Genomic DNA, 12,353 nt, shown 5'->3' on the forward strand with positions numbered 1-12,353 from the left:
TGGAGAGTATGGCCTCCATCACACCCGTACCCGCGGGTAGGTGTGACCACGCCTCGCCCCGGGGCCCAGCGCGCCCGGCGCCGCGCCCCCTCGTTGATCCCGGGGGGAACGACGCTGAAAAGGCGCTGGTAGGGGCGCTTTCCTCGAGATCAACGCGGGTCGGGGGCGGCTCCGTCGGCGCTGTCGTCCGCCTCCTCCGGCGCGAACGGGAACCGCACGGTCACCTCCGTGCCCGCGTCCGGGGCCGAGGTGATGCCCGCGTCGCCGCCGTGCGCGGCCGCGATGGCCGCGACGATGGACAGCCCCAGCCCGCTGCCGCCGCCCGGGGAGCGGGTGCCGCGGTGGAACCGGTCGAAGGCGCGGTCCAGGTCCTCGGGGCCCATCCCCGGCCCGGAGTCGCGCACCCGCAGCGCCGCGTACGGACCGGTCGCGCTCAGGCGCACCTCCACCGGCGTGCCCTCGGGGGTGTGCTCGGCCGCGTTCGCCAGCAGGTTGGCCACGACCTGCCGGAACCGGGCCTCGTCCACCCGGCACTCCAGTTCCCGCGGGGCGTGCAGCTCCACCGGGCGCCGCGGGTGCACCACCCGGTGGTCCTCGACCATGTCGCCGACCACCCGCACCAGGTCGCAGGAGACCAGGTGCAGCGCGCCGGTGCGGTCCAGCCGGGCCAGCTCCAGCAGCTCGGCCACCAGGGTGCCCATCCGCTCGGCCTCGTCCTCGATGCGGCGCATCGCCCCGGACAGCTCCTCCTCGGGGATGGCGCCCTGGCGGCACAGCTCGGCGTAGCCGCGGATGGTGGTCAGCGGGGTGCGCAGCTCGTGCGAGGCGTCGGCGGCGAACGCCCGCACCCGCTCCTCCGAGGCGCGCTGGGCGGCGAAGGCCCGCTCCAGCCGCCCCAGCATGGTGTTGATCGCCGACGCCAGCCGCCCCACCTCGCTGCCGCCCTCGGCGACCGGCATCCGCGCCGACAGGTCCGAGCCGGTGGAGATGCGGTCGGCGGTGGTGGCCATGCGGTCCAGCGGGTCCAGGCCGCGCCCGATCAGCCACCGCCCGGCCAGCAGCAGGCCGCCCAGCAGCAGCACCGCGGTGACCATCTGGGTGAGCACCAGGCTCCAGGAGTACTCCTCGCGCTCGTTGGTGGGCACCGCGGTGACCATCAGCGCCTCGCCGCGCTGGCGCACCGTGGCCCGGTACGGGGGCACGGCCGACTCCCGGCCGTCCAGGTCGAACACCTCCTGGGACAGGGCCAGGCGGCGCAGCTCGCCCAGCGGCACCTCCCCGAGGCGGTCCAGCACCACGTCGTCGCGCTCCAGGTCGCCGTAGACCTGGTTCACCCGGCCGGAGGAGCGGTCCACCAGCACCACCAGGTAGGGGGAGGGGCTGGGGGCCTCCACGCCCACCGGCGGGGTGTCGTTGTCCAGCCGCACCATGGCCCGCTCGGCGGCCAGCACCACCTGGTCGTCGATGCGGTCGGTGATGTAGCCGCGCAGCGTGATGAACCCGACCACGAGCGTCACCAGGAGCCCGGCGGCGGTGACCGCGACCAGCCCGACCAGCAGCCGGAAGCGCAGCCGCCCCGGAGCCATCTAGGCGCCGTCCGGGGACTGCAGCACGTACCCCACGCCCCGGCGGGTGCGGATCAGCGGTGGGCCCAGCGGGTCCAGCTTGCGGCGCAGGTAGCTGACGTAGGTCTCGACGATCTGCGACTGCCCGGCGTAGTCCCAGCCCCACACGTTCTCCAGGAGCTGGCTCCGGGTGACCACCTGCCCGGCGTTGTGCACCAGGTAGGCGAGGAGCCGGAACTCGGTGGGGGACAGCTCCACGGGGACCCCGGCGCGCTCCACGCTCCACTGGCGGTCGTCCAGCACCAGGTCGGCGTAGCGCAGCTGGCCGCTGTGGTCGCGGACGGCGGCACCGGCCCCGGCCGGGTCGCGGCGGGCGCGGCGGAGCAGGGCGCGGATCCGGGCGATCAGCGCCTCCACCGAGAACGGCTTGGTGACGTAGTCGTCCCCGCCCAGGGTCAGCCCGGTCACCGTGTCGGCGGGGGTGTCCCGCGCGGTCAGGTAGATCACCGGCACGTCGTCGCCGTCCTCCCGGAGCTTGCGGCACACCTCGAAGCCGCTGATGTCCGGGAGCAGCACGTCCAGCAGGACCAGGTCGGGACGGGTGCGGCGGGCCGCGGCGAGCCCGGTCTCGCCGTCCTCGGCGGCCTCGACGTCGAAACCGTGGAACTGCAGCGCCGCCCGGACGAGGTCCCGGATGTTCGGCTCGTCGTCGATGACGAGGATGCGGTGGGCGGGGGCGTCGTCGGTCATGGCTCGCTACCTCGGTGGGGCCGCACGGGTTCGGGTCCGGCTCTCCATGATGCCGCAGGTGCGGGGCGTCCCCGGTGCCGGGCGCGAGGAGGGGGAGGGCGGCCCGCGGCGCCGATGGAGGGCCCGGCGGGACGGAGGTGAACCGGTGGGCGCGTCCGTGCGTCGTACAGGCGGAGGGCGTGCGCCCCCGCGGCGCACGGACCGAACGGGCGGGCGGGGCCGGTGCGGAGGACGGCCGCACCGGACCCGCCCACTGCCCGAACTATGGCAGCGCGGGGACGCCTTGTCCTCCCCGACACACTCCCGCCCCGCCGTTCTGCCGCATCCGGCCATGTCCCACCCGCGCATTAGGCTGGTCGCCGTGCGAATAGCTACGTGGAACGTCAATAGCATGCGGGCCCGCAAGGACAGGGTCGCGGCCTGGCTGGAGCGCAGCGACGTCGACGTCGTCGCCATCCAGGAGACCAAGTGCCGGGAGGACCAGTTCCCGGGCGGGGTCTTCACCGAGGCCGGATACGAGGTCGCCCACTTCGGCCTCTCCCAGTGGAACGGCGTGGCCATCGCCTCGCGCGTCGGCCTGGACGACGTGCGGACGTCGTTCCCCGGGCAGCCCGGGTGGGGCGACCCCGAGCAGGTCGAGGCGCGGGCGATCTCCGCGGTGTGCGGGGGCGTGCGGCTGTGGAGCCTGTACGTGCCCAACGGGCGGGAGATCGACGACCCGCACTACGACTACAAGCTGCGCTGGCTGGAGGCGCTGCGCGCGGACGGCGCCGCGGCGCTGGCCGAGGACCCGGAGGCGCAGATCGCCTACTGCGGGGACTTCAACGTCGCCCCGCAGGACGACGACGTGTGGGACATGGAGGCCTTCGAGGGCAAGACCCACGTCACCGACAAGGAGCGGGCCGCCTTCACCGCCCTGAACGACGCCGGCTTCACCGACGTCGCGCGCGCTTACACCCCGGGGCCCGGCGTGTACACGTTCTGGGACTACCAGAACCTGTCCTTCCCCAAGAAGAAGGGCATGCGGATCGACTTCGTCCTCGCCTCGCCCGCGCTGGCCGAGCGGGTGAAGGGCGCGCGGGTCGACCGGGAGGAGCGCAAGGGCAAGGGCGCCTCGGACCACGCCCCGGTCATCGTCGACACCGACTGAGGGGGCGACCGCCCGGACCTGGGTAGAGTCGGCTCCGTGACATCGACATCGGCATCCGGAAGCGTCCCGCGCATCGCGGTGTACGGCAGCATCAACATGGACCTGGTCGCCTACGTGCCGGTGCGTCCGGCCAGCGGGGAGACCGTGGCGGGCACCGAGTTCCGCCAGGTTCCCGGCGGCAAGGGCGGCAACCAGGCGATCGCCGCGGCGCGGGCCGGCGGGGACACGGCCTTCCTGGGCGCGGTCGGCGACGACCCGTTCGGCGTGCAGATGCGCAGCGCCCTGGTGGACTCGGGGGTCGACGCCTCCGAGCTGCGCACCGTGCCCGGCGCGTCCGGGGTGGCGCACATCGTGGTCGAGGGCGACGGGGCCAACTCCATCATCGTGGTCCCCGGCGCCAACGCCGCGATGACCGGGATCACCGAGCGCGAGAAGCGCGTGCTGTCCGGGTGCGACGCCCTGCTGCTGCAGCTGGAGCTGCCGATGGAGGGCGTGGTCGCGGCGGCCCGCGCCGCCCGCGATGCGGGCGTGCGCACGGTGCTCACCCCGGCCCCGGCCCAGGAGCTGCCCGACGAGCTGCTGGACCTGGTCGACCTGCTGGTGCCCAACCAGCACGAGGCGGCGGCGGTCACCGGCGAGGACGACCCGCGCCGCGCCCTGGAGGCGCTGCTGCGGCGGGTGCCCGAGGCGGTGGTCACGCTCGGCGGCGACGGGTCGCTGCACGGCGAGCGCGGCGGTGAGCCGGTGCACGTGCCCTCGCGCCCGGTCGAGGCGGTGGACACGACCGCGGCCGGGGACACCTTCTGCGGCGCGTTCGCGGTCGCCCGCGCCGAGGGGCGCGGTGCCAAGGAGAGCATGGAGTTCGCGGCCGCGGCGGCGGCGCTGTCGGTGCAGCGTCAGGGCGCCAGCACGTCCATGCCCCGGCGCGCGGAGATCGAGGCCCTGCTGGCCGGGTAGGCCGTGGGCGGGGCGGGCGGTCCGGATCGCGGACCCGGGCCCCGGCTCGCGCACCGTCGGCCCGGCCGCGCCGGAGCGGTGGCCGCATCCGTCCGCTGTCGGCCGGACCCGGTTCGGTTCCAGTTATTGAGAGCCCGCGCGGAGAGGCGGGTGTGCTCCGCGTTGATCTCGGGAGAAACGACGCTACCGGGCCGCTTTTAGGGGCGCTTTTCCCGAGATCAACGACGTGGGGGCGGCGTTCGACGGCGGAGTCGGCGGGGCCGGGCCCCTGCGGTCCGCCCGCCTATCCGCGCCAGCTCTAAGGCCCGGTTCGAGCCCGGTTCGGTCCACCGCATCCGGCCGCTGTCGGCCGGGCGGGGGCGACGGGCCCAGATACCCGGGCGCCGTGGGCCGCGCGGAGGCGGTGCCGTCCCGCATGCGGCCACTGCATGCGGCTATTTCACGCGGCTACCGGAAGTGGCCGATCTGGCGGAGCCACTCGGTCGGGTCGGCGTTCTGGACCCGGACCTCCAGGACGATGTCGACGGTGTCGCCGATGACGCGGCCGCCCCACGGGGTCGGCCCCACGTCGGCGATGCCGAAGTCGGACAGGGCGATCGAGCCGTTGGCGGCGAAGAAGTGCGCGTGGATGCCCTCGGGGTTCTGCAGGTCGGGGGCCTCGCCGCCCCACTGGCAGTCCAGCTCCAGGGGCCGGGTGGTGCCGTGCAGGGTCAGGTCGCCGTACATCCGGAAGGCGTTGCGCCCGCGGCCGCGCGGCTCCAGCGCGGTGGAGGTGAAGCGCATCTCCGGGTGGGCGTCGGTGTCCAGCAGGTCGGGGGAGCGCAGGTGGGCGTCGCGGGCCTGCACGCCGGTGTTCAGGCTGGCGGTGCGCACGGTCACGTCGACCTTGGAGGCGAGCGGGTCGTCGGCGACGTCGACGGTCCCCCAGGCGTCGCCGAAGGTGCCCTGGACGCGGCCGAAGCCGAGGTAGCGCGCGACGAAGATGATGCAGGAGTGGGCGGGGTCGACGTACCAGGTCCCCGGCTCCGGCTGTGTCGGCCGCGTGTCGGGCGGCCCGGCATCGTGCACCATGTCTGATTCCCCCTGTTAACGCCGTTTTGCCGGGTTCCAGGCTAAACCCCCTGGATGCGTGGCGCCCAGCACATCCGGAGAGGGTCGGACGCCCCTACCGTCCAACAGGTATCGGGCGGTGCTGTCGGTGCGCTTTCGCCTCCCTTCCATCCGTTCGCCCTGGTGTCCGGCCCTGTGGCGTTCATCACGCGGGCGTGGATGAAACGTGCCCGAACGTCCCTGGACGCGGGGGATGGGGGAGAGCGGGGGCGGGTGGGTAGGGTGGGCCGGGTATCGCGGAGTGAGAGCGGTTCTTTACAGTTCCTCCCGGACCCCACTCCCCAGCGCCTTCCCGGGCCGACGTGTTCGGCCCTCCCCACCCCGGAGCGCGTGATCCCCATGACCGGAGACTCCAGAAGCTTGTCCGACCCCGGCGACCCCGACCGGCACGGCGGGCACGGCGAGTACGCCGTGCCCGCTGAAGGTGCTGCTCAGGGCGAGTACGGTGCACCCGGAGGGGGCGGTGGGCACGCCGTGCCCGGCACCACGGGCGGCCCCGGTGCACCTGGCGAGGCCGGTGCACCCGGCGTGACCGGAGCGGCCGGTGCGGCTGGCGCCCCCGGCGCGGCCGGTTCCGGCGGCCGTGCGCGCGGTGGCGCGGAAGCGGCGTCCGCCGGAGGCTTCGCCTACGACATCCCCGTCTACGACGTTCCGCTCGGCCCTCCCGGAGGCGGGGTCGAGGCGGCCGCGACGGACGGGATGCGCGCGGGCGTGCCCATCGAGCGACCCCAGGACGGACCGGCAGGGCACGGAGCCTACGCGGCTCCCGGCGCGCACGCTGCCCACGGTGCACTTGGTGCGCACGGTGAGTACGACCAGGGGCGCGGTGTCCCCGGTCGGCCCCAGGGCGGTGGCTCCGTCTACGAGGTCCCTCGCGGGGAGGGCAGGGAGACCGGCCATGAGTCCACTCCCGTGAGCCACGAGGTCGGTGCGCACGAGGCCCCGGCGGTCGAGCAGACGATGGCGTTCGGGGCTCCTTCGCCGTCGGGTTCGCCGAGTCCGCCTGGTGGCGGCATCGGCGGCGCGGCCCCTGATGCCGCGCCGGGTGGGGTCCACCGCGCTGAAGCCCAGCCGGGTGCCCCGGTCGGACCGGAAGGCGGGGTTCCCCGGGGACCCGAGGGCGGAGCGCATGAGGCTCCGGCGGCCGGGCAGACGATGGCGTTCGGTGCTGCGCCGGGTGGGTCTCACCGTGCGGAGGCGCAGCCCGGCGCCCCGGCGGGTCCCGATAGTGGTGGGGCCGGGGTCCCTGAGGGTAGTGCGCATGAGGCTCCGGCGGCCGGGCAGACGATGGCGTTCGGTGCCGCGCCGGGTGGGGCACACCGCGTTGACGCCCAGCCGGGTGCCCCGGTCGGACCGGAAGACGGGGCTGCCCGGGGACCCGAGGGCGGAGCTCATGAGGCTCCGGCAGTCGGCGAGACGATGGCGTTCGGTGCTCCTTCGGCGCCTAGTGGCGGTATTCGTGGAGCGGTGCCCGGTATGTCGCCGAGTGCGGCCTACCGTGCTGACGCGCAGTCGGGTGCCCCAGAGGCCCCGGCAGCTGATGCGACGACGGCCTTCGGGGCCGCGCCGCCGCCCGGTCCGCCCGATGGCAGCGCCGGGGGCGTCTCTCCTGGCGCCTCGCCAGACGAAGTCCCCGGTAGCGCCCCGCACCCCGACGACCCCCAAGAGGATGCACTGCAAAGCCTCTGGGCCGCCGGTGGTCCCGGAGGTGGCGCGGACTCCGCTCCGACCGGCGCGTTCGGCCCTGGCTCCGGCCCTGGCGCCGCCGCGCCCGCCACGGGGGTTCTTCCGCCTCTCCATGAGGGCGGGCCCGACGCCGGGCCTCCCGGCGACGGCTTCGGTCCGGAGGAGCCCTGGGGGGACATCGGCGACACCGGGCCGCAGGAGGCCTGGGACGGTGACGCGGAGATGTCCCGGTCCGAGCGCCGCCGGGTCGAGCGGCGCCGCTCGCGCAACCGGAAGGTCGCCGCGGGCGCGGTGACCGCTGTGCTGGCCGTCGGCGCCCTCACCGCGGTCGGGGCAGGGCTGTCCAAGGCCCAGCCGGACATCGGCGTGGACGACCCTCCGGCGCCCACCGGCATGCCCGACTCGGAGACCACCGGCGGCGGAGGGCCGTCCGGGAGCGGCAGCATCGACGGTCCGGAGGCGTCCTCCGAGGCGCAGACCGGTGTGTCGGGAGGCGCCGACTCCGGGGACGCGCCCGCGGAGCCGGACTCCGGCCGGCCGGAGGGGAACGGGGGCGGGGCCGCCCCGGACCGAGGCGGCGACCGCGGCCAGGAGGGCGGCGGTCGGCCCGAGCGTCCGACGCGTGAGCCGGGGCCGCCGACGGAATCGCCCGGTCGGCCGACTCCGGACCCGGAGCCGACCGACCCCGAGCCCACCGAGTCGCCGGAGCCGCCGCCCGACCCCGAGCCGACGGAATCGCCCGACCCCGGGACGTCGAGCACCACGCCGTACGTCCACTGACGACGGCGTCCGTGCGAGAGTCGTGACGGTGGTGCCGGTCTGGTTGGGCGGGTGTCGCGTGCGTCCAGCGGGGGCGACGGTCGCTGACCACCGGTATCGGGGCCTGCGCGTCTGCGCGAGAGTCGTGACGACGGCGCTGGCCTGATTGGGCGGGTGTCGCGTGCGTCCGGTGGAGGCGGCGGTCGTGGAGGCGACTACCACCGACCACCGGCGTCGGCCCTGCGCCGATCAGGGGCGGCCCGCGATGCCGTCGGCGGAGTCGGCGGAGGTCGTGACCGCCGTTCGCCTGCGTCGTGTCCGCGGAGGCGACGATCGCTGACTACCGGTGTCGGGGCCTGCACGTCTGCGCGAGAGTCGTGACGGTGGTGCTGGTCCGGTTGGGCGGATGTCGTGCGCGTCCAGCGGAGGCGATGGTCGCGGAGGCGACGATCACTGGCGTCGGGCCTCCACCGATCAGGGGGCGGTCCGCGATGCTGTCGGCGGAGTCGGCGGAGGTCGTGACCGCCGTTCACCTGCGTCGTGTCCGCGGAGGTCCTGTCTTGGTCGGCCGGGGCAGGCCGCTGGTCACGGCTCTGGGGCGAGCCCTGCCGCCTTCGCCCCGATGACCGGCCGCCCACCGCTGGCGGGGCCGCCCTCGGCCGCCCCCGAAAGCGGGCACCTGAAGACGGACACCACACGGACGAAAAGGGAGGGACCGCACCGCGGTCCCTCCCCTCCCGTGTTCCGGCGGTCGGTGCTACATCTGCTCCGGCGCGCGCACGCCCAGCAGGTCGAGGCCCTGCACCAGGATGCGCAGCGCCGCCGCGCACAGCGCCAGCCGGGACGCGCGCCGCTCCTCGGTGTCGGCGGTCAGCACCGGGCAGTGCTCGTAGAACGTCGTCAGCTCCTGCGCCAGGTCGAACAGGTACCCGCACAGCCGGTGCGGCTCCAGGTTGTCGCCGACCAGCGCCACCGTCGGCCCGAAGCCCAGCAGCCGCAGCGCCAGGTCCCGCTCGGCCTTCTCGCCGATGGTGATCGCCCCGGCGGCGGCCTCCTCCGGCGCCACTCCGCCCTTGCGGAAGATGGACCGCAGCCGCGCCTGGGCGTACTGCAGGTAGGGGCCGGTGTTGCCGGTGAGCGCCAGCATCCGGTCGAAGTCGAAGACGTACTCGGTGTCGTGCGACACCGACAGGTCCGCGTACTTGACCGCGCCGATGCCCACCTCGCGGGCGATGTGCGCGCGGGTCCCGGCGTCCAGGTCGGGGCGGTTCTCCTCGACCACCGCCGAGGCGCGCTGCACCGCCTCGTCGAGCAGCTCCATCAGCCGGATCGGCTTGCCGCTGCGGGTGCGCAGGATCTTGCCGTCGGAGCCGAGCACGTTGCCGATCTGCACGTGGATCGGCTCGGTGCCCTCGGGCACCCACCCGGCCTTGCGGGCGGTCTCCCACACCATCCGGAAGTGCAGGTTCTGCGGGGCGCCGACCACGTACAGCACGCGGTCGGCCTCCAGCTCCCGGGCGCGGTAGCGGATGGTGGCCAGGTCGGTGGTGGCGTACCCGTAGCCGCCGTCGCTCTTGCGGATGATCAGCGGCACCGGCTTGCCCTCGCGGCCGGTGTAGCCGTCGAGGAAGACGCACAGCGCGCCCTCGCTCATCACCGCCAGGCCCAGGTCCTCCAGCTCCTGGCAGACGCCTTCGAGCATGTCGTTGTACATGCTCTCGCCGGCCAGGTCGCCGTCGGTGAGGGTGACCTCCAGGGTGGAGTACACCTTGTTGAAGTAGGCCTTGGACAGCTCGATCAGCTCGCGCCAGATCTCCAGCGTGCCCTCGTCCCCGGCCTGCAGGGACACCACCCGCTTGCGGGCGCGCTCGGCGAACTCCTCGGAGCCGTCGAACTTGGCCTTGGCGGCCTGGTAGAAGGCGTTGGGGTCGCTCTTGAGCAGCTCGGCCTCGGGCGAGGTGTCGCCCACGTCCAGCAGGTGCTCGATGAGCATCCCGAACGGGGTGCCCCAGTCGCCGACGTGGTTCTGCCGGATGACGTTGTGCCCGAGGAACTCCAGGGTGCGGGCCAGGGCGTCGCCGACCACGGTCGTGCGCAGGTGCCCGACGTGCATCTCCTTGGCCACGTTGGGCGCGGAGTAGTCGATCGGGATGTTCTGCCGCCGCTGCAGGGGGGTGCCCAGGCGGGCGTCGTCGAGCAGGGCGCGGGCCTGCGCGGCGATCCAGTCGTCGCGCAGGGTCAGGTTCAGGAAGCCGGGGCCGCTGATCTCGACCTCGCGGCACAGGTCGTCGGCGTCCAGGTGCTCGACGATCTGGGCCGCGACCTCTCGCGGCTTTCGCCCCAGACGCTTGGCCAGCGCGAGCGCGGCGTTGGCCTGGAAGTCGGCGAACTGGGACGGACGGATGACGGGGTCGGCGTCGGCGAACTCGGGGCCGAAGGCGGCACCGAGGGCGGACTGGACCCGTTGCGCGAGGATCTCCTGCGGGTCGGCCATGGGTAAAGCCTACCGACAGCGCTCACCTGTATGGCCTGACCTGCGGGGACGTGCTCATGGGCGGGGTGCGGGGCGGGACGCGGGGCCGTCGGCGGGCGGCGACGGCGGGTGTGGCGGGCGCCGGACGGCGCGCCAGAGGGCCCACCAGGCGGCCGCGGTCACCAGGCCGACGGCGGCGTACCAGGGCGCCCTCCACCACGCCGGGGGAGCGTGCGCGGTGGGGGCGGTGCCGTCCGGAGGCGGGACGGGGTCGGGGTGTTCGCCTCCGGCCGTGAGGGACCACACCAGGAACGCGTCGCCGACGGGGACGGCGCCGCCGAGGTAGCGGCGCTCGCCGCCGAACCCGACCGGAAGCCCCAGCGCCTCGGCGAAGCCGGTGAGCGCGGCGGCCGAGGCGGTGTCGCCGTAGACCACGGCGTCGCCGAGGGCGACCGTGCTCGCCGACGCCGACAGGCCCAGGATCAGCGGGCCGGAGTCGACGTCGCCGGGGGAGTCGTCGCCGTGGGGGTACTCGCGCACCCCGGGCAGGGGGCCGTGGGGGGAGGCGAACTGCTCCTGGAACGCGGCGCGGTCGCGGGCGGCCCACGCCGGGTCGATGTCGGGGAGGAAACGCAGCAGGAGCGACTGCGAGCTGCCCCGGGCGACCTCGGCGGGGGCGCCGGTGGCGGCGTCGACCCGGTGCGGCAGGAGGCCGGTGGCCGGGTCGGTCCGGTCGGTCACGGCGTCCTGCCAGGCGGCGAGGACGGCGTCGTGGACGCCGGTGCCGCGCACCCGGGCGTCGCGGGCGAGGGCGGCCGCGGCGACCACGCTGTCCACGGGCCAGGCCTGACCCGGGTAGGCCTCCAGGAAGGGGGTGCCGCGGTCGAGGGAGGCGGCGAAGGCGTCGCGGAGGTCGGCGGTGTCCTCCTCGAGGCGGGCGGCCTCGTCGGGGGCGGCGTCCGGCCCTCCGGCGAGTTCGACGACGCGGACACGGAGGTAGGTGCTCCAGCCCGCGTGGAAGACGCCGTGGGCGGGGTCGGCGTCGGCGGGGAAGGGGGCGGTGCCCTCGGGGGAGTCGAGCCGGTCGAGCGCCCACCGGGCCTCGCGCAGTGCGGCGTCGCGGCGGTCGGGGTCGAGGGTGCCGGTGTTGGCCTGGGAGAGGCCGTAGAGGACGTGGGTGAAGAAGTACCCCTCGGGGAAGAGCGCCTGCATGTCCGTGCCTGCGCCGTCGTGGAGGGCGGAGCGGAGGAACGCGAGCCGTGGGGCGGCGTCGGCGGCGACGGCCTCGGGGGTGCGCTCCAGCGGCGAGGGGGTGTGCGACCGCACGGCGGACAGGACGGCGAAGGCGGTGACGGCGAGCGCGATGAGGAGTGCGGCGGCCACTCCGACACGACGCGCGGGGGAGCGGCGGCGCCGGTCACGGAGGGAAGGCGGCGAGGCGGGGGCGACCATGCGGCCGATGCTAAGGGGGGCGCGGTGCCACCCCGCACCGGGAGTCGTGCCCTCGTACGTCCATGGAGAGGCCGCCCACCACGGACCAGGGCAGAACAGCAGGTCCTCCGCCCAGCGTTGTCGTTTCCGCCCCAAGGCCCGCGGTGGTGCGGGTCAGCGGGCTTGTCCCGGCCGGGGTGGGCGGGCGGACCAGCAGGTGCCCCGCTTCCTGGCCTCGGCCGGGCGGAGGGCCGCCGGAGTGCAAGGTCGCAAGGGCAACGACGAGGAAAGGTCAGCGGCCCTTACGGCAGCGCTTCCGGGTGCCGGGCGTGTGCTTGGTCTCCGTAAAGGGCGGCGACGGCATGAGCGGGGCGGTTCCCCGGCCCTGCCTGCCGTCCGGCGGGTTCCTCGCGGTTTGGGTGGGCGGCGCGGCCGGGTGGGGCGGTGGTGGCCCGTGTTCGTGGCGGCCGTC

Annotated in this window: 8 protein-coding genes; 3 read left to right on the top strand and 5 right to left on the bottom strand. The window is 74.9% G+C overall.

The features are described 5' to 3' along the window. Positions 1 to 149: 149 nt before the first annotated feature. Together O4J56_RS24245 and O4J56_RS24250 are read right to left on the bottom strand one after the other, a co-directional pair. Positions 150 to 1,586: a sensor histidine kinase gene (locus O4J56_RS24245; protein WP_270688931.1), complete on the bottom strand. Its 1,437-nt coding sequence runs from the start codon at positions 1,584 to 1,586 to the stop codon at positions 150 to 152. Continuing rightward, a complete protein-coding gene (locus tag O4J56_RS24250; RefSeq protein WP_270688932.1) occupies positions 1,587 to 2,315 on the bottom strand; it encodes a response regulator transcription factor in 729 nt (242 codons plus the stop codon). Positions 2,316 to 2,676: 361 nt separating this feature from the next. Between O4J56_RS24250 and O4J56_RS24255 the strand changes: the two genes are divergently transcribed. Both O4J56_RS24255 and O4J56_RS24260 read left to right on the top strand, forming a co-directional pair. After that, positions 2,677 to 3,465 carry an exodeoxyribonuclease III gene (locus O4J56_RS24255; protein ID WP_270688933.1) on the top strand — a complete coding sequence of 263 codons (789 nt, stop codon included), beginning with the start codon at positions 2,677 to 2,679 and terminating at the stop codon, positions 3,463 to 3,465. 36 nt (positions 3,466 to 3,501) lie between these two features. Beyond that, positions 3,502 to 4,422 carry a ribokinase gene (locus O4J56_RS24260; RefSeq protein ID WP_270688934.1) on the top strand — a complete coding sequence of 307 codons (921 nt, stop codon included), beginning with the start codon at positions 3,502 to 3,504 and terminating at the stop codon, positions 4,420 to 4,422. A gap of 447 nt (positions 4,423 to 4,869) precedes the next feature. Here the strand turns inward: O4J56_RS24260 and O4J56_RS24265 are convergent, their stop codons facing one another. Further along, complete coding sequence (locus tag O4J56_RS24265; RefSeq protein ID WP_270688935.1) at positions 4,870 to 5,493, bottom strand: YceI family protein; 624 nt, start codon at positions 5,491 to 5,493, stop codon at positions 4,870 to 4,872. A gap of 1,947 nt (positions 5,494 to 7,440) precedes the next feature. Here O4J56_RS24265 and O4J56_RS24270 point away from each other — a divergent pair. Beyond that, a complete protein-coding gene (locus O4J56_RS24270) occupies positions 7,441 to 7,998 on the top strand; it encodes a hypothetical protein (RefSeq protein ID WP_270688937.1) in 558 nt (185 codons plus the stop codon). Positions 7,999 to 8,734: 736 nt separating this feature from the next. On the opposite strand, the gene argS is transcribed toward O4J56_RS24270, so the two are convergent. Further along, positions 8,735 to 10,471: an arginine--tRNA ligase gene (argS, locus tag O4J56_RS24275; protein ID WP_270688939.1), complete on the bottom strand. Its 1,737-nt coding sequence runs from the start codon at positions 10,469 to 10,471 to the stop codon at positions 8,735 to 8,737. 54 nt (positions 10,472 to 10,525) lie between these two features. Then, complete coding sequence (locus O4J56_RS24280; protein WP_270688940.1) at positions 10,526 to 11,833, bottom strand: hypothetical protein; 1,308 nt, start codon at positions 11,831 to 11,833, stop codon at positions 10,526 to 10,528. Positions 11,834 to 12,353: the final 520 nt, after the last annotated feature.

This window comes from Nocardiopsis endophytica (assembly GCF_027706725.1).
Lineage (GTDB): Bacteria > Actinomycetota > Actinomycetes > Streptosporangiales > Streptosporangiaceae > Nocardiopsis_A > Nocardiopsis_A endophytica.